The sequence below is a fragment of the Polaromonas sp. P3_B4 genome (assembly GCF_056402835.1).
The window spans coordinates 782,230-799,367 of record NZ_JBFUGQ010000001.1; the positions used below are offsets into that span (position 1 = coordinate 782,230).

Here is a 17,138-nt window from a genome sequence, read left to right on the forward strand (position 1 = left end):
TTTAACCCGTTGCTCGGCACGGACACGCAACCCAAGGCTGCCGCTTTGCGGCGCAGGTTGTGTGCCGGGCAGCGCCAACGTTAGATTTTCAGATGTACGCGCTCACGGTTTTAGTATTTCTGGTCCTGCCTGTTGGTATGGCGTCATTTCTTCTCTGGCGCGCCTATCAGATGGGAGTCAAAGGCCGCGTTGAACTTACACATCAATGGATTTCGCGCCCGCCTGAAGGCATTGAAGCATTTGCTCGATGGTTTGCTTGGCGCGACTTAACGTTTGGAGCGGGCCTGTTGGCTTGCCTGATGCTGCTACTGGCTTTGCCCCAATACTTTGCCGCGTGGATACCTCTCATGGCACTATTCGGTTTCATACATCAAGGATTCACTGGCTATGCACTTCACAAGCTCAGGAAAAGAAATTCAATCTAACAGGGTGCTCGTCGCGGACAAGCAGCGTCAGAATGCCGCTTCGCGGCGCGTGCTGCGTGCCGTACAGCGCCGACGCTATATGGCTTGAGCACATGAGGTATCGCTGCGTCCCACCAGATCCAAGCGAGTTTCCGAGGATACGCTTGGTTGCGCCGGCCCTAGTTCCCTTGGCCTTTGTGATTGTGGGAATGGTGGGCTCAGGCCAAGGACATCTTTGGAACGTTCACGGCGACGGAGCGTTGTTGCTCGGAGCAATTGTGATCACAGGCATTGCTGCATTTTTCATCACCCTAGTCACCTTTGTTCGGGGGTTAGTCGATCTTGTGGCTTATTCGAGCCTGCGCACGAGCCTCAACATAGGCTGTGTGTCACTGGCGGGTGCCTTCTTGGTCACGGCCCTGGTTGGAGTTGCACGTGGATAGGACGCCACATAACCCGCTAGTCGACACGGACGCCCAAGTGAGTCTGCTCCCTTTGGTCGCACCTGACCTTGAGCGCCGGTCACACGCACGTTAGCCCTCATGAACCTGCCCATCGGTTCTTCCCAAGGATTGCCTCGCTGGGCGGGGCTCGCAATCGCTTGGGGCATAACGTTCGTCTGTCTGGGCTGCGGTACTTACGAATGGGCCCACCCGGGATCTTTGTCTCCTTCAGGTCGAGCGGCTTCTCTCTTCTCTTTTGCTGGAGACCTTTTCGGCCCGAAAGGCGTCGCGGCGGCTCATTTCGCTCTCGCGGTTCCCGCCGCTCTGATCGCTCTCAGCATTCAGTTCTCATCGAAAAGTGAGCGATGAGGGCTAACCATTCCATCAAGAGCGGATCGCCTTCGCCCCCGCTCATGTCAAACGTTAGGCCGCATTATGGAACCGTGGTTGTTCATCACAATCGTCTTCGTGGCCGCTGTAGTGGCAGCCGCAAAATGGCTGTTTCGCCAGCGCACGCCTGACGAAGTACGTGCAGCTCGCGAGCGCCTCCGCCGGTTCCGGGGCAAGCCGTAGGCGGTTGTGGCATAGTCCGTTGAAATACTTGGTTCGAGGGAGAGTGCGAATGCACGACAAGGCGGAAATCTACTGTCCAGTATGCGAGTGGAGGCCACGCTCAGAAGACAGATGGGAATGCATGCCGTCTTGTGGGACCGTTTGGAATACGTTTTGGACTCGAGGCGTTTGCCCGGGTTGCGCATACAAGTGGACGAAGACCCAGTGTCTTGCCTGCAGCGAACTGTCTCCGCATGAAGCCTGGTATCACTACCCTCCTGAGCTGGAGTCGTCAGAGTCCGAGTCAACTGCGGCCACAACGAATGCGGCCTAACCCTTCCATCGAGGGGACGTCCACAAGCGGGCTTCGCCCACTTGCGGCCGCCCCTCATGTCAAACGTTAGGCTTCTCAGATGACCGATATCAAGCCCGCGACCTTCCCCGATGACCTTGAGCATGTCGTAGCCATCCTTCGGGAGTACGTCGCCAGTCCAAGCGTAAGCCTTGCCTTCCAGAATTACGAAGCGGAATTCGCTGCGTTACCCGGAAAGTACGCCGCGCCCGATGGTCGCCTGCTTCTCGCATGGAAGGGGCCGGCTGTCGTTGGCTGTGCCGCGCTTCGCCGCGTTGACGCAACCACCTGCGAAATGAAGCGCGTCTACGTGCGGCCGGATGCGAGAGGCGAAAGCCTTGGCCGCCGGCTCATCGAACGTATCCTCGATGAAGCGCGGGCTGCGGGCTACTCCCGCATCTGCCTCGATGTCTTGCCTGAGTTTTCTGCCGCACAGCGCATCTACGAGTCCCTGGGTTTTCAACCTGCGGCGCCCGTTACCTTCAATCCCGTCCCCGGTACCAGGTACCTGGCCCTTGAGCTCTCGCCGTCACGGCTTGCAGATGTTGCCTGATCCTTCCACCGGGCGGGCGCCTTGTGGACGGCTTTGCCTGGGCGCGGTCGCTATTCCGTCCAGAGATTAATGGTGCGTCCTGCTTTTGCTATCGCCGCCCTCGCCACCGCCGCAAGCAGTGTTGCATTCGCCACCGGCTCCTTGTCGTTCGAAAGTGCTGGCTACGTTCTGGACTTTGAAGTAGGGCAACAGGAGCGCCCAGTTCTGGCTGGTGTGTCGTTTGCCGCGCCTGGGGCGGGCTCGAGTCCGATGCTTCGGCCGCCGCATCTGGTCGCCGTGGCATTTGACGTGAAGGCAAAAATCCTGCTCGTTCGCTACAGGAATCCCGGGGACAGCAAGCTGCCGCCAGACTTTGAGCTTTCAGTTCGCGGTAGTGAGGGCATCTTGAAGCTGCCGAATCGCTCAGTCACCGGCAGGTTCAACTGGGAAATGTGAGCTGAGAATGCCATTCGCCGCATAACGCCAACGTTGAGTGCCGCAACGCGCATATGCTTCACCTTTACGATCGCGAAACTTCTGGCAATGCCGGCAAGGTCCGCCTGCTGCTGGTCTTCCTGGGCATTCCGTATGATCGAACCCTCCTTCCCTTAACGGTCGATCATTTCAGCCGCCCTCGGTGGCCTGTTTGTATTGAATATTGGAATCCATCATGAACAAATTGCTTGTCTTCCAGCTCACGGTTCAAAGCTCCTATGTCGGCAACGTTGAGCATGATGCTGAAGGTGATCACTTCGACACGGTTCAGTGGTGGTTCTCGGAAAACGAGACCTGGCGCATCAAAACGTTTGCAATAGACCAGGACATCCACACGCATCGTATTGCAGGCCCAATCGCTGAAGAAGTTGCAATGGAGAACACCATGAAGCACTACGAAGATGTGGTCGAGAGAGCGTTTGCCGTCGAGTTCGACGATCTGGGTGACGAGAGCGAGGTGTCGGAAGTCATGGAAGATTTAGGGGGAGCCTCCGCGCTGGAGATTGCAAGAAACGGGAGCCAGTTTGCCTTCTGGAATCCGTCACGCCTGAAGTACACCTCCAAGAGTCAACCGGTCTGAAGCTCAACCACTCATCTCAAACACCTGCCCACAAGAACAAAACTCATGAAATTCGAATTTGGAACGCCGAAGGCGCTGGACGATATCTCGCTGCAGGACGCCAAGAATCATCCCATTTGGTTGTGGGCCTGGGAGGCCGGACTGGAGGGCGAGGTGGAAGATGAGACGTGGCAGTGCCCGGTCTTGAACACCGCGGATGTCACGGATGCAATGACGGAGCCGGTCATTACGCTGCGCATCGAGGGGAGCGATGTGATTGGCTCGGCCAGCTACAACGCGGAGCTTGATCAACTGGAAGCAATTTCCATTTGGGAGAACGGTGCCTGGGCAGGAATCCAGGAGACCACGCTGGCGACACCGATTACATTGATTGCTGTCCCCAGCATTCGCGGCGTCACGGGTGTCAGGTTTGTTTGCAGTGAACCCGACGAAGATCGAGCTTCACGTGAGGGCTGACTGCGGTGGGTACTTGGGGCTGGAGCGGCGCATGACGCAATTTGCCAGCTTGGTAGGCACGAATGTTCGGCCAGCCTGCTTTGCATGCTTGTTGGCTGCCGATTGATTTCAACGTCAGGCTAAAAATGCGTTACCCGGAATCAAAACCGCCATGGACCGGCAGCTGCCTTTGCGCAAAGGTGCAGTACCAGCTGACTGCGCATCCGCTGACGTTCTACGCGTGTCATTGCACAGACTGCCAGCGGCGCTCCGGCAGTAGCATGCGGCTGGCCATGTGGGTTGACCGCTCGGCGCTGGAGGTCACGCAGGGAAGCCCGCAGCTCCTGACGTTTGACATGGGAAACGGGCGCCAACGCAGGGCGAAAGTGTGTGTTGATTGCGATACCCGGTTGTGGGCGGAACCGGCCGACAAGCCGACCATGGCGGCGTTGCTGCCCGGCACATTGCACAACGCGCGGGAGTTTGAGCCTGTTGCGCACCTCTGGACAAAAAGCGCGCTTTCCTGGGTGGTGATTCCGCCAGGCGTTGCCGTGTACGAAACCCACCCCGATCGCCCGGGGGAGCTCGCCAGGCTGTGGCAGGAGGCGATGCAACAGCGTGGCTCCGGCGATGCAAACTAAACACTGGTCGAGCCTGCAAATTGTGGCGGGCTGAATTTCCCCTTTCCTCCAGCACATCAACATCAGACCTTAATCCATGACGACAACTGCCCTCCTTATCATCGACGTTCAGAAGGCTCTTTGCTCCGGCGAGAGCGGGGCCTTTGAAAGCCGGCGCGTCATCGACAGAATCAACCAGGTGTCTGCCATGGCCCGCGCCGCGGGAGCTCCCGTCATCCTGATCCAGCACGAGGCGCCGGATGATCCACTGGAATATGGCACTGAAGGGTGGAAACTCGCCGATGGCCTGGACACCCAGCCAACCGATATCCGCCTGCGGAAGAAGGCGACCGACTCGTTCCACAATACGGAGCTGCACGCGCTGCTGCAGGAGCGTGAAATCAAAAAGCTGATCATCTGCGGTATGCAAAGCGACTTTTGCGTAGACACAACGACCCGGCGCGCCCTGGCTCTCGGCTATCCGGTCACGCTGGTTTCGGATGGCCACTCCACCGTGGACAACGGAATCCTCACTGCGGCACAGATTTCGGCCCACCATACGGCGACCCTGGCAAACATCCAGAGCTTTGGGCCAAGAGTCACTCCACAGCTAGCGGGCGAGATCAAGGTTACGGTCTGAGCCAGTTTTGATTTCTATGCACGCACCCTGGATGCCCATCGCCTTTGCCGAAGTCGGCGTGCGCACGTTCCCTGCCGGCCAAAGCAACCTCAGAGTGACCGAGTACCACGCCCACACCAACATTCGCGGCTATGACGACAAGGCGTCGTGGTGTTCATCATTCGTGAATTGGGCTTTGGCACAGGTCGGCATTCCCGGCACCGGGTCTGCGCTGGCGCGTTCCTGGCTGGAATGGGGTGAGCCGCTCGGTGGGCCGGTGCCCGGCTGCGTTGTCGTGTTGTCGCGGGAAGATCCGGGCGGCTGGAAGGGCCACGTGGGTTTTTTTCTTCGCGCAGATGAAACGAATGTGTACCTGCTGGGCGGCAACCAGCTGGACCAGGTGTGTGAAAACGCCTACCCGTTGGTTACGGTGCTGGGGTATCGCTGGCCCTCTGGCAAGGGGCCTTGATCTTCGTGCAACTGCGTGCTTCGCCTGCTGCGCACCAGGTTACTTCATCCTTACCGGCGGCCATCATTGGCGCTTGGCGTCATTGGCACCGGCGTCAGTTGTACTGCCGCAGGGCCGCACTGTCCTGAATTTGTTGGCTATCTGGGCGCTTTCGTGGCATCCTGCCATGCACCGGGATTTCCATCCGATCCTCCGGCCCATGGTGAGCGCCAACGTTGGGCCTCAAAATTACAACGTCAAAGGGAGACGCTCCAATGAAATCATGGGTTGTTCCGGTGGCGGTTGTCATCTGCATGGTGGTCTTGTGGATCTGGAGCCGAAACGCAGATAAAAGAGGGCTGGCTGCCTGGGCCAGGGGGCAAGGCGGCGAACTTCTGGAAGTGCGAGATGTTCATGAATTCGACGGTAGCGGAATGCGTCCCCTGCAAGACGATAACGTCCAAGAATATTTAGTGAAGGTGAAACTTGAAAATGGCACCCTGAAACAGGGGCGGGTTGTGCTGACTTCTCACCTGCTCAGGAAAACGGATATTCAGTGGCGGGAGGACGGTGAATGGGATTGACGCGGCCTCGCGCCAACCGTCTGGCCGAACGGACGGCACAGGCCGGCCGGTGGGTGCCTACTGCCTGACCCGCGCCGCCACTTCCCGCCCCAGCTCAATCACCGCCATCGCGTAATAACTGCTCCAGTTGTAGCGGGTAATGGCGTAGAAGTTTTCGGTGCCCGCAATGTATTGCGGCGCGTCCGGGCCGTTGAGCAGCTCCACCAGCGCGAGCGGCCCGGTGTGCTGCAGCGCAGGGCCTTCCAGGACAGCACCCTTGGCCGTGAAGCTTTCAACACCGAATGTAGGCAGGATGTCGGGCGCCATCAGGGCGTCCATGTCGAGCCGGCTTTTGTCGAAGCTCACGGGGTAATGCGTGGGCATGCCCGGCTGCCAGTTGAAGGCCTTGAAATAACTCGCGACTGAGCCGATCACGTCGGCCGGGCTGCCCGACAGATCGATATTGCCGTCGCCGTCGAAGTCCACCGCGTATTTGACCCGGCTGGAAGGCATGAACTGCGGCATACCCATGGCGCCGGCGAAGCTTCCGCGTGCGTCGAAAGGGCTGGCCTCAAGCCGGTGTTGCAGCGTCAGGAACTGTTCAATTTCTCCCTTGAAGAATTCGCTGCGCTCTTTGGCGCGCGGATGGTTGGCAGGGAAATCGAAGGCCAGCGTGGTCAGGGCATCCATCACGCGAAAACTGCCGGTGTCGCGGCCGTAGATGGTTTCCACGCCGATGATGCCGACGATGATTTCGGCGGGTACGCCGTATTCCTTTTCGGCACGCTCCAGTGTCTGCTGGTTTTCCAGCCAGAAGCGCCTGCCGGCCTCGATGCGCACCGGGTCGATGAAGCGGCTGCGGTAGACGCGCCAGTTTTTGACAAAGGTCTTGGCTGGCGGCTGCATCAGCCGCACCACGGTGGCGTTGTAACGCGACTGGCCGATCGCATCGCGCACCCAGTCGGGGTCCAGGTCGCGGCGTGCGGCCATGTCGTCGGCAAACTGCATGGCTTCGGGGCGGGTGGAATACAGCGGCCCTTGCGCCGGGGCCGATTTGGCGGCCACGCGTTTTTTGATGTTATTTCCCTCGCCAGACCAGGCAGATACTGCGCAAGCAGCTATCAAAAAGAGAGCAAATCCGAAACGTTGAAGGCGCATGAAGGAGTGATCGAATGACGAGGAGTGAGCGGGGAGGGCTGAGCCGATTTTAAGCGGGCCAGGCGAGCCGGTCGAACTCCTGCCTGAGCGCATGAAGCTGCAGCGCCGCTTTACCGCCGCTTGCCGGCACGGCGGCGTAGCGCAGGTGCTCCAGGCGCATCAACCAGTCATGCAGGGCCTCGCCTTGCTTGCCGTAGCGGCCCAGCACCTCCTGCGCCAGCTGGCGGGGCGAGGTGGCGGGCGTGCTGTGAAGGCCGGCCTTTTCCAGCCGCTTGCGCGTGCGGGCCAGCAGGCGCAGCCAGGGATCGTGCTGCGCACGGTCCCACAGCGTCCAGGCCGCGCCGACCAGGGCGGCCAACACCACGATACCGATCAGCACATAGCTCAGGTCTTCCCAGCTGGGGGACTCAAAGCCGATGTCTTTCAGCAAATTGAGTTGTTTGCCTTGGGTGTAGTTCAGCACCCACTGGTTCCAGCCGTTGTTCACGGCCTCCCAGGTGGCGCGCAGCTGCGCAGTCAAGGTCGGGCTGAAGTTGCCCAGGGCTTGCGCCACCACGCCTTGCGGTGCGGCCAGGCGCTGGAACGCCCCTGTGCGTCCCGGCGCCACTGCTGAGGTTGGGTCTACGCGCACCCAGCCTTCACCGGCCTGCCAGACTTCGGCCCAGGCATGCGCGTCGCTTTGCCGCACCACCCAGTAGCCGTCGACGCTGTTGAGCTCGCCGCCCTGGTAGCCGGTGACGATGCGCGCCGGGATGTCGAGGGCGCGCATCAGGATGACAAAGGCCGAGGCGATGTGTTCGCAAAAACCTTCCTTGCGGTCAAACCAGAATTCGTCGGCGGTGTGTTGCCCGTACACACCGGGCTCCAGCGTGTAAACGTAGCCCCCGGTGCGCAGCCGTTCCAGCGCAACTTGCACCAGCGTACGGGTATTTGCCACCGCATAACGCGGGTCGCGGCGAATCTCGGCTGCGAGCGCCAGCGTGCGGGGATTAAAGCCGGCCGGCAGCGCTACAAATTCCTGCAGGCCGATCACCTGCTGACGCGGCCCATGCCTGAAGATCGGATAGCTCTGGGCCTTGTAGCGCACCAGGTCGGTGACAGGCCGGTTGGTGAACCACTGGAGATCGGCCTCCATGGTATTGCGGTATCCGGGCAAGTCGGGGCTTTGCGGGGCCGCCTCCATCACGAAGATCCATGGTTGATTATTGGGGGCAAGCGTCACTTCATAGTTGACAGGCGCACCAGCCACTTCGAGGTTAGCAGGCAGGGCATAACGCGATGGCAGGAACGCGCGCAACGGCTGCCAGTTGCGCCCATCGAAGTTTGAAAGCACAGGCCCCCTGAAGTACAGCTCTTGCTGGGGTGGTGGCTTGCCGCCCTCAAACCGGATGCGCATGGCTACGCTGTCGTCCAGTGCCAGAGTGGCGATACTGCCCACCTGCATGCTGGGGCTCAGGCCGCTGCGGCCGGTCATCGCATCGCTCGGCACCCCCCACAAAGGCGCCAGGCGCGGAAACAGCAAAAACAGCACCAGCATGATGGGCGCGCCCAGCAGGGCCATCCAGCCTGCTGTTTTGGCCGCTTGCAGCAGCGGCGGTTTGCCCACCGGCAAATGGGCATTGACCAGCACGGTCAGCAGACCCATCAACCCTAGCAGCATGCTGAAGGCGGTAAGCAGGGACTGAGAATAAAAGAAGTTGCTCAGCATGCAGAAGAAGCTGAGAAAGAACACCACAAAGGCGTCGCGCCGGGCCCGCAGCTCCAGGGTCTTGAGCGTCAGCAGCACGACCAGCAAGGTCACGCCTGCATCGCGGCCGAACAAGGTTCGGTGCGTCGTCAGCGTGGCGCCAATGGTCAGGGCCAGCAGGGCCAGCAGCCACCACTTGCCCGGCAGCGGACGGGCCTGCACGGCCAGCCAGCCGCGCCACACCAGCACGGTACTGGCCAGCGCGCTGCACCACAGCGGCAGGTTGCCCACCTGGGGCAGCAGCACCCAGGCGATGACCAGCAACAGGAACAGGGTGTCGCGGGCGTCGCGGGGAAGGGTTTGGAGGCGGGTCAGCATGGGGCTTCCCGTCCCCGTTCGGGCTGGGCCTGTCGAAGCCTCGTTGTTGTAAGGGCGCTGAGGTGGATTGAGTTCCGGGGCCGGGGTTGCCGGCGGCAACTCACTTTCTTTTGCTTCGCCAAAAGAAAGTAAGCAAAGAAAAGGCGACCCTGGTTCCTGCGTCCCCTTCGCTGCGCTACGGGGCAACCTGCGGTGCTCGGCTCAGGCGGGGTCTCGCTCGAACTCGCCTTCGGCTCAGACAATCGCGATCCCTGATCCGCCTGAGCCTGCGCTCCTCGGCGCATCCACAAGGGGAAATCGGGAGCGGGGACCAATACCAACAAGGACACGCCATGGCGTGTCCTTGTTTCTTCAAGTGTTCGGGTTCTGCTATTCGGCTGTTGGCTGTTGGTATTCCTTACCCCACCCCTTCTGTATGCGCCGAGGAGCGCAGGGCCAGACGGATCAGGGCAAAAACTTGTTTGAGCCGCAGGCGAGTTGTTTTTGACCCCGGCTGGACCGAGCACCACAGGCTGCCCGAAGCGCAGCGCAGGGACGCAAACAGCAGGGTCGCCTTTTCTTTGCTTACTTTCTTTTGGCGAAGCAAAAGAAAGTGAGTTGCCGCCGGGCAACCCCCGGCCAGCCGTCCCCAGCAAAAAGCCCCCCGGTCGGATAAACCCAGAAACCGTCAACATACCGCCAACGCCTCCAGGCAAAGCCGTTTATGCGCCTCCCCACTGGCAGGCTTGATCTCCACCGAAGGCAACCTCAAGCCATAGTCCAGCGCGAGCTTGTCGGCCATCAACACCCAGGCACACAGCCGTGAAAGCTTTTGTTCAACACCGGCAGAGCCCGCATTCATGAAGTCCAGCCAGAGCTCATGCCGCTGGGCTTGCTGCGTGTCACGCACGACCAGGCCGTTGCCCTGTTCATCGGCCTTGGCTGCTTTTTTCCAGACGATCAGTTTCATGGGGTCGCCGCGGCGGTAACCGCGTACGCCATCGAATTCACCCGTGCTTTGTGCCCGTGAGGCCGCCGTCGCGCCACCGGAGCGGGGCTCGCCGGGCGGCAGCGGTGGCGGGTGGGCTTCGGGCTGCGGATAGACCAGGATCTGGGCAGCCGGGCGCCACACCGTCCAGACGCGAAAGGTGCCGAGCGGGTAACGGGTTTCGGCGGTCAGCGTCGGCAGCCGGTACAAGCCCCGCCGCGGCGGCGTGAAGGCCACCTGCACCACGCTGCTGCCCTGCGCGGGCACGTCGGTCCACACCCAGTGCTGCTCCCCGCCCTTTTTGGCGTCCTTTTTGGTGTCCACATCGTGTGGGTTCAGCACGCTCAGCCCGATGCCATGGCGCGCGGTACGCCTGGCGTTCATGAGTTTTACATCAAATGCGGCGGTAGCACCCGCGTAGTGAGCGGGAGGCGCTACTAAATTCATAGCAAGACCGCGCAACGTGCCGTGGCAGACGTGCATGCCGACCAGAGCACTGCCGGCCAGCAGGAACGTCAGCAGGTAGCCCAGGTTGAGCTGGTAGTTGATGGAAGCCACCAGCAGCACCAGCAGCGTCACGCCCAGCATCAGGCCAGGCCGCGTGGGCAGGATGTACACGTTGCGCTGGGTCAGCGACACGCTGTCGGTGAACGGCAGCTTGCTTTGCCACCACTTCTGGAAGCGCCCGCGAATGAAGGCAAAAGGATTCCATTCGCGGGCCGCCGTGGAACCGGCTTTGCCGGGCCACTGGTGGCGCCCCCCGGGGGGGGAGGCGCCGGAGGCGCTTCGGGGGGCGTCCATCTTCTTCAGGGGAGGGGCACGGCGTCGAGCATGGCCCGCACCTGCTCCACAGGGCCGCGGCCGGCGTCGCTGACCGGAATGAGCCGGTGTGCGGCGGTTTGCGGCAGCACGGCAGCAATGTCGTCCGGCGCCACGTAGTCCCGCTTGCTCAGGAAGGCCTGTGCTTTGGCGGCCCGCATGATGGCAATGCCCGCGCGCGGGCTGAGGCCTTGCAGAAACCAGCGGCCTGAACGGGTCGCCGTGACCAGGTCCTGCAGGTAGTTCAGCAGCGGCTCCGACGCGTGAACCTGCGCCACCATCTGCTGCAGCTCCAGCAGGTCGTGCGGCGCCAGCAGGGCCGGCAGTTTTTCGAGCATGTCGCGGCGGTCGGCGCCCCGCAGCAATTCGCGTTCGGCGGCGCGGTCAGGGTAGCCCAGCGAAATCCGCATGTGAAAGCGATCCAGCTGGGACTCGGGCAGGGCGTAGGTGCCGAGCTGGTCGTGCGGATTCTGTGTGGCGATCACGAAAAACGGCAGGGGCAGGGGCCGGGTTTCGCCCTCGACCGTGACCTGCTTTTCCTCCATGGCTTCGAGCAGGGCGCTTTGGGTTTTCGGGCTGGCCCGGTTGATTTCATCGGCCAGCAGCACCTGCGCAAAAACCGGCCCCGGGTGAAACACAAAGCTTTCCTTCTGGCGTTCGTAAATCGACACACCCGACAAATCGCTGGGCATCAGGTCGGCGGTGAACTGCACCCGCGAAAACTGCAGCCCGAAAGAACGGGACAGCGCATGGGCCAGGGTGGTTTTTCCGACGCCCGGAACGTCTTCAATCAGCAGGTGGCCGCCGGCCAGCAGGCAGGCCACGCAGTCCTGTACCTGTGCCGGTTTTCCGACGATGACCGTGTTAAGCTGATCGAGAAGTGCCTGGAGTTTTTCTGTGACTTTCATGGTGCCAACCATACCGTAATTTTTTACAAATTATTTCCCCCATGAACGCGACTGGTTATTTCACGCACGCAGATTGCCGCAAGCATGAGATGGGCCCCGGCCACCCGGAATGTCCCGAGCGGCTCGACGCCATTGACGACTGGTTGCTGGCGACCGGCGTCAAGGACGCCCTGGACGCGCGCGAGGCCCCCCTGGCAGCGCTGGGCGACATCGAGCTGGCGCACGACCGCATGATGGTGGCGGCGATCCGCGGCCTGAGCGACAGTCTGGTCGACGACATCAGGGCCGGCGGGCCGGCCTATGCCCAGATAGACCCCGATACCGCGCTCAATGCGCACACCTGGAACGCCGCCCTGCGCGCGACCGGCGCCGTGCTGGCGGCCACCGACGCTGTGATGTCCGGAGAGCTTGAGAACGCGTTTTGCGCGGTGCGCCCGCCGGGCCACCATGCCTGCCACAACCGGTCCATGGGATTTTGCGTTTTCAACAGCGTCGCCGTTGCTGCCAAATATGCGCTGGAGCGCCACGGCCTCAAGCGCGTGGCGATTGTCGACTTCGACGTGCACCACGGCAACGGCACCGAGGACATCCTCAGCGGCGACGACCGTGTCCTGATGGTCAGCTTTTTCCAGCACCCGTTTTACCCATATACCGGCACCGAAAATCATGCAGGCAACATGCTCAACCTGCCCGTGCCGGCCTATACCAAGGGCATGGCCGTGCGTGAGCTGATCGAAGCGGCATGGATTCCGCGCCTGGAAGAATTCAAGCCCGAGATGATTTTCATCAGCGCGGGTTTTGATGCGCACCGCGACGACGACCTGGGCCAGATGGGTCTGGTCGAGCAGGACTACGCCTGGATCACCCAGCGCCTGAAGGACGTCGCCAGGCGCCATTCCCAAGGCCGTATCGTCTCGTCGCTGGAGGGTGGCTACAACCTGAATGCGCTGGCGCGCAGCGTGGAAGCGCATATCCGCGTCCTGGCCGATTTGTAGGGCATTCATGAGTGCCGTATCTGCTGAGCTTTCGGCTCCCGTGCTTCACACGCATGACGCGCGCGGTGTCCACCGCCTGGTGCTGAACCGGGCGTCTACTTTTAACGCGCTCGGTGAAGACGTGCTGTCTGCACTGCAGGCTGCACTGGATTTGATCGCGGCCGACAGCTCGGCGCGCGCGGTGGTCATCTCGGCCGAGGGCAAGGCTTTTTGTGCCGGCCACAACCTGAAAGACATGCGCGCCCGGCCCGAGCTGGCTTATTACCAGAAGCTTTTTGCGCAGTGCACGCGCGTGATGCTCAGCATCCAGAGGCTGCCGGTGCCTGTGATCGCGCAGGTGCAGGGCCTGGCCACCGCGGCCGGGTGCCAGCTGGTGGCGCAATGCGACCTGGCGGTGGCCTCCAGCAATGCGACTTTTGGCGTGAATGGCATCGATGTGGGCCTGTTTTGCGCCACGCCCAGCGTGCCGCTGGTGCGCAACATTCCGGCCAAGCAAGCCATGGAGATGCTGCTCACGGGTGAATTCATCACCGCGGACGAAGCGTGTGCGCGCGGGCTGGTGAACCGTGTCGCATCACCGGAATCCCTCGAGGGCGAAGTCGAAAAACTCTTGCAGTCGCTCCTGCCCAAACCGCGCGAAGCACTCGCCATGGGCAAGGCGCTGTTCTACCAGCAACGTGAAACCGGCATCGAGGCCGCCTACCAGCTGGCGGGCCAGTCCATGGCCTGCAACATGGTCCATGCCGTGGCACAGGAAGGCGTGCAAGCCTTCATCGAAAAAAGGAAACCCCAATGGCCAGCGCCGGCGCCCTGACGACCCGTCCCGTTCCTCCCGTCCGCATTGATGCGCTGGATGACTGGTTTGCGGCACTGGCCCAGCCTACCGCCCTCACGGAGCTGGCCGCGCTGATTTCCTGCGCGTTGCTGGCCTGGCTGGTGGTGCGCATGGCGGGCCGCGCACGTATGGCGGTCGATGGGACTTCCATCCTTTTCGGGCGGCGCGTGATTGACGGCGTGCTGTTTCCGCTGCTGCTGCTTTTCTTTGCCAATGCGGTGCAGGTCCTTTTGGCGAGGACCTTTCCGTTGGCGGTATTCAAGGTAGCCATTCCTGTGCTGCTGTCGCTGGCGGTGATCCGCCTGGGGGTCAAGGTGCTGCAGGTGGCCTTCAAGGACGCGCCGCTCGTGCGGGCCCTGGAGCGCACCATTTCCTGGCTGGCCTGGATCGCCATGGTGCTGTGGGTCAGCGGCTTCTTGCCTGTGATACTTGATGAGCTCGACGACATCAAGTGGAAGGTCGGCAACTCGACGCTGTCGGTGCGCACCATGCTTGAAGGTGCGGTGACAGCCGGTGTGGTGCTGCTGATCACCTTGTGGATATCTTCGGCCATTGAGGCGCGCCTGCTGCGTTCAGCCACCGGCAACGAGCTCTCCCTGCGCAAGGCTGTCAGCAATGCGGTGCGTGCCATGCTGATGTTTGTCGGCCTGATGCTGGCGCTGTCGTCGGTGGGCATTGACCTCAGGGCGTTGTCGGTGCTGGGCGGCGCGGTAGGCGTGGGTGTGGGCTTTGGCCTGCAGAAGCTGGCGGCCAACTACGTGAGCGGCTTTGTCATGCTGGCCGAGCGCAGTGTGCGCATCGGTGACAACGTGCGGGTGGACACCTTTGAAGGGCGCATCACCGATATCAATGCGCGCTACACCGTGGTGCGTGCACCGTCCGGGCGCGAATCCATCGTGCCCAACGAGATGTTCATCAGCAGCCGCGTTGAAAACCTCTCGCTCAGCGATACGCAGGTGCTGCAGTCCACCGTGGTGTCGGTGGGCTATGACAGCGACGTCGAGCTGGTGATGGGCCTGCTCAGCGAAGCCGCGCTCAAGCAGGACCGTGTGCTGCGCGACCCTGGTCCCAGCGTCAATCTGACCCACTTTGGCGTCGACGGGCTCGAGTTCACGCTCAACTACTGGATGGTTGATCCCGAAAACGGCCAGCAGAACCTGCGCTCGCGTGTCAACCTCGCCGTCCTGGAGTCGCTGCGCTCGCACGGCATCGAAATTCCGTACCCGCAGCGTGTGGTGCATACCCGCGTGAGCATTTCGGAGAATGCAAAAAACGTGGAGGGCGAGAAGGGCGCTACCGGTGCCAAGCCTTCCTGAGCGGCCCACAAACGGCCTGCGGCGCGCTTTTTCCCTGCCCGACCTCCGTTCGCTGCATCGGCAATTGACGCCTGAAAGACACCTGAAGGACAGTGGTTGGGCAGGATGCTCTAATTCGCTGTATCCGGCGCCCTATAATGAAAAATAGAACGATCGTTCTTTTTCTGCCTGGTTCCCCTGGATACCCTCCGGCGACCAGTTGAGCAGCCCGCATCAGGGGCGCCGCAGCATAGAATGCAAAGCTTACGTTTACGTTAACGTCAATTCAGTCCCGATTTCATTTCGATTTCAATTCGTACTCAATCCATCAACTCTGGAGTCCTCTCATGAAGGTCTTGGTTCCCGTCAAACGCGTTGTGGACTACAACGTCAAAGTCCGCGTCAAATCCGATGGCACTGGTGTCGACATCGCCAACGTCAAGATGAGCATGAACCCGTTTGACGAGATCGCCGTTGAAGAAGCGACGCGACTGAAGGAAAAGGGTGTCGTAACCGAAGTCATCGCCGTGAGCTGCGGCGTGCTGCAGTGCCAGGAAACCCTGCGCACCGCCATGGCCATCGGTGCCGACCGCGCCATCCTGGTCGAAACCGCCGAAGAACTGCAGCCGCTGGCCGTCGCCAAGCTGCTCAAGGCGCTGGTCGAAAAAGAGCAACCGCAACTCGTCATCCTCGGCAAGCAGGCCATTGACGACGACTGCAACCAGACCGGCCAGATGCTGGCTGCGTTGCTGGGCTGGCCACAAGCCACTTTTGCTTCCAAGGTCGAAGTCGAAGGCGGCACCGCCAAGGTCACGCGCGAAGTCGACGGCGGCCTGGAAACCCTCTCGCTCACGCTGCCGGCGATCATCACGACCGATTTGCGCCTCAATGAACCGCGCTACGTCACCTTGCCCAACATCATGAAGGCCAAGAAAAAGCAGCTCGACAACCTCAAGCCCGAAGAGCTCGGTGTCGACGTCAAGCCGCGTATCAAGACCCTGAAGGTCAGCGAGCCGCCCAAACGCAGCGCCGGCATCAAGGTGGCCGACGTGGCCGCCCTGGTGGACAAGCTCAAGAACGAAGCCAAAGTCATCTAAGGAGTTGATTGAAATGACCGCACTTGTAATCGCAGAACACGACAACAATTCCATCAAACCGGCGACCCTCAACACCGTGACGGCTGCCGCCCAGTGCGGTGGCGACGTGCACGTGCTGGTGGCCGGCAAGGGCGCCGAAGCCGCCGCCAAAGCCGCCGCCGCCATTGCCGGCGTGGCCAAAGTCATCCACGTCGAAGGCGAGCATTTCGCCCACGGCCTGGCTGAAAACATGGCCGCCCAGGTGCTGGCCATCGCTTCCGCCTATTCGCACATCCTGTTTCCCGCCACCGCTTCGGGCAAAAACATCGCCCCCCGCGTGGCCGCAACGCTGGACGTCGGCCAGATCTCCGACATCACCAAGGTCGATGCCGCCGACACCTTCGAGCGCCCCATCTACGCGGGCAACGCGATCGCCATCGTGCAAAGCCTGGACGCGACCAAAGTCATCACTGTGCGCACCACCGGCTTTGACGCCGCGGCCGCCACGGGCGGCTCCGCAACCATCGAAACGCCCGCGGGCGTTGCCGACAGCGGCAAGTCGACCTTCCTGGGCTCCGAGATCGCCAAGAGCGACCGCCCTGAGCTGACGGCTGCCAAGATCATCGTCTCCGGTGGCCGCGCGATGGGCTCCAGCGAGAAATTCAACGAAGTGCTGACGCCGCTGGCAGACAAGCTGGGCGCAGCTCTCGGCGCATCGCGCGCAGCGGTTGATGCAGGCTACGCCCCCAATGACTGGCAAGTGGGCCAGACCGGCAAGATTGTCGCGCCGCAGCTCTACATCGCCGCCGGTATTTCCGGTGCGATCCAGCATCTGGCCGGCATGAAAGACAGCAAGGTCATCGTGGCGATCAACAAGGATCCCGAAGCGCCTATCTTTAGCGTCGCTGACTATGGTCTCGAGGCCGACCTGTTCACTGCCGTACCCGAGTTGGTCGCAGCCCTGTAATACGGTTTCA

General features: G+C 61.5%; 18 protein-coding genes. 14 read left to right on the top strand and 4 right to left on the bottom strand.

Going from position 1 to position 17,138, the window contains the following annotated elements:
- The first annotated feature begins 92 nt into the window (after nucleotides 1-92).
- From AC1DVV_RS03855 to AC1DVV_RS03895, 9 genes are all read left to right on the top strand, one after another.
- Entirely contained in the window at nucleotides 93-425 is a 333-nt protein-coding gene (locus AC1DVV_RS03855; protein ID WP_457278904.1) for a hypothetical protein, read from the top strand.
- Nucleotides 426-1,812: 1,387 nt separating this feature from the next.
- On the top strand, nucleotides 1,813-2,304 hold the full coding sequence (locus AC1DVV_RS03860; RefSeq protein WP_457278903.1) for a GNAT family N-acetyltransferase: 492 nt from the start codon (nucleotides 1,813-1,815) through the stop codon (nucleotides 2,302-2,304).
- Nucleotides 2,305-2,376: 72 nt separating this feature from the next.
- On the top strand, nucleotides 2,377-2,739 hold the full coding sequence (locus AC1DVV_RS03865) for a hypothetical protein (RefSeq protein WP_477701702.1): 363 nt from the start codon (nucleotides 2,377-2,379) through the stop codon (nucleotides 2,737-2,739).
- A gap of 214 nt (nucleotides 2,740-2,953) precedes the next feature.
- The gene (locus AC1DVV_RS03870) at nucleotides 2,954-3,358 is read left to right on the top strand and encodes a hypothetical protein (RefSeq protein ID WP_457278901.1); all 405 of its coding nucleotides are present in this window, start codon (nucleotides 2,954-2,956) and stop codon (nucleotides 3,356-3,358) included.
- A 45-nt stretch (nucleotides 3,359-3,403) separates the two neighbouring features.
- Complete coding sequence (locus AC1DVV_RS03875) at nucleotides 3,404-3,814, top strand: hypothetical protein (protein ID WP_457278900.1); 411 nt, start codon at nucleotides 3,404-3,406, stop codon at nucleotides 3,812-3,814.
- 62 nt (nucleotides 3,815-3,876) lie between these two features.
- Nucleotides 3,877-4,434, top strand: coding sequence for a GFA family protein (locus AC1DVV_RS03880; RefSeq protein WP_457278899.1), 558 nt, complete (start codon nucleotides 3,877-3,879; stop codon nucleotides 4,432-4,434).
- A 76-nt stretch (nucleotides 4,435-4,510) separates the two neighbouring features.
- Nucleotides 4,511-5,053, top strand: coding sequence for a cysteine hydrolase family protein (locus tag AC1DVV_RS03885; RefSeq protein ID WP_457278898.1), 543 nt, complete (start codon nucleotides 4,511-4,513; stop codon nucleotides 5,051-5,053).
- Between the two features lie 16 nt (nucleotides 5,054-5,069).
- On the top strand, nucleotides 5,070-5,501 hold the full coding sequence (locus AC1DVV_RS03890; RefSeq protein ID WP_477667541.1) for a TIGR02594 family protein: 432 nt from the start codon (nucleotides 5,070-5,072) through the stop codon (nucleotides 5,499-5,501).
- Between the two features lie 254 nt (nucleotides 5,502-5,755).
- Nucleotides 5,756-6,064 carry a hypothetical protein gene (locus AC1DVV_RS03895; RefSeq protein ID WP_477688923.1) on the top strand — a complete coding sequence of 103 codons (309 nt, stop codon included), beginning with the start codon at nucleotides 5,756-5,758 and terminating at the stop codon, nucleotides 6,062-6,064.
- A 57-nt stretch (nucleotides 6,065-6,121) separates the two neighbouring features.
- Here AC1DVV_RS03895 and mltB read toward each other — a convergent pair whose 3' ends face one another.
- From mltB to AC1DVV_RS03915, 4 genes are all read right to left on the bottom strand, one after another.
- On the bottom strand, nucleotides 6,122-7,201 hold the full coding sequence (gene mltB / locus AC1DVV_RS03900) for a lytic murein transglycosylase B (protein WP_457278895.1): 1,080 nt from the start codon (nucleotides 7,199-7,201) through the stop codon (nucleotides 6,122-6,124).
- A gap of 49 nt (nucleotides 7,202-7,250) precedes the next feature.
- Nucleotides 7,251-9,266 (bottom strand): transglutaminase TgpA family protein, encoded by a 2,016-nt coding sequence (locus tag AC1DVV_RS03905; RefSeq protein WP_457278894.1) that lies wholly within the window; start codon nucleotides 9,264-9,266, stop codon nucleotides 7,251-7,253.
- Between the two features lie 667 nt (nucleotides 9,267-9,933).
- On the bottom strand, nucleotides 9,934-11,034 hold the full coding sequence (locus AC1DVV_RS03910; protein ID WP_457278893.1) for a DUF58 domain-containing protein: 1,101 nt from the start codon (nucleotides 11,032-11,034) through the stop codon (nucleotides 9,934-9,936).
- Nucleotides 11,035-11,039: 5 nt separating this feature from the next.
- The gene (locus AC1DVV_RS03915; RefSeq protein ID WP_457278892.1) at nucleotides 11,040-11,960 is read right to left on the bottom strand and encodes an AAA family ATPase; all 921 of its coding nucleotides are present in this window, start codon (nucleotides 11,958-11,960) and stop codon (nucleotides 11,040-11,042) included.
- Between the two features lie 41 nt (nucleotides 11,961-12,001).
- Between AC1DVV_RS03915 and AC1DVV_RS03920 the strand changes: the two genes are divergently transcribed.
- The 5 genes from AC1DVV_RS03920 (at nucleotide 12,002) to AC1DVV_RS03940 (ending at nucleotide 17,128) form a co-directional block, all read left to right on the top strand.
- On the top strand, nucleotides 12,002-12,955 hold the full coding sequence (locus AC1DVV_RS03920) for a histone deacetylase family protein (RefSeq protein WP_457278891.1): 954 nt from the start codon (nucleotides 12,002-12,004) through the stop codon (nucleotides 12,953-12,955).
- A 7-nt stretch (nucleotides 12,956-12,962) separates the two neighbouring features.
- Nucleotides 12,963-13,769 carry an enoyl-CoA hydratase gene (locus AC1DVV_RS03925; RefSeq protein ID WP_457278890.1) on the top strand — a complete coding sequence of 269 codons (807 nt, stop codon included), beginning with the start codon at nucleotides 12,963-12,965 and terminating at the stop codon, nucleotides 13,767-13,769.
- Nucleotides 13,748-15,106 (top strand): mechanosensitive ion channel family protein, encoded by a 1,359-nt coding sequence (locus AC1DVV_RS03930; RefSeq protein ID WP_457278889.1) that lies wholly within the window; start codon nucleotides 13,748-13,750, stop codon nucleotides 15,104-15,106. Before AC1DVV_RS03925 ends, AC1DVV_RS03930 begins: the two co-directional genes overlap by 22 nt.
- A gap of 326 nt (nucleotides 15,107-15,432) precedes the next feature.
- Nucleotides 15,433-16,182, top strand: coding sequence for an electron transfer flavoprotein subunit beta/FixA family protein (locus AC1DVV_RS03935; protein ID WP_457278888.1), 750 nt, complete (start codon nucleotides 15,433-15,435; stop codon nucleotides 16,180-16,182).
- A 13-nt stretch (nucleotides 16,183-16,195) separates the two neighbouring features.
- The gene (locus tag AC1DVV_RS03940) at nucleotides 16,196-17,128 is read left to right on the top strand and encodes an electron transfer flavoprotein subunit alpha/FixB family protein (RefSeq protein WP_457278887.1); all 933 of its coding nucleotides are present in this window, start codon (nucleotides 16,196-16,198) and stop codon (nucleotides 17,126-17,128) included.
- The last annotated feature ends 10 nt before the right edge of the window (nucleotides 17,129-17,138 follow it).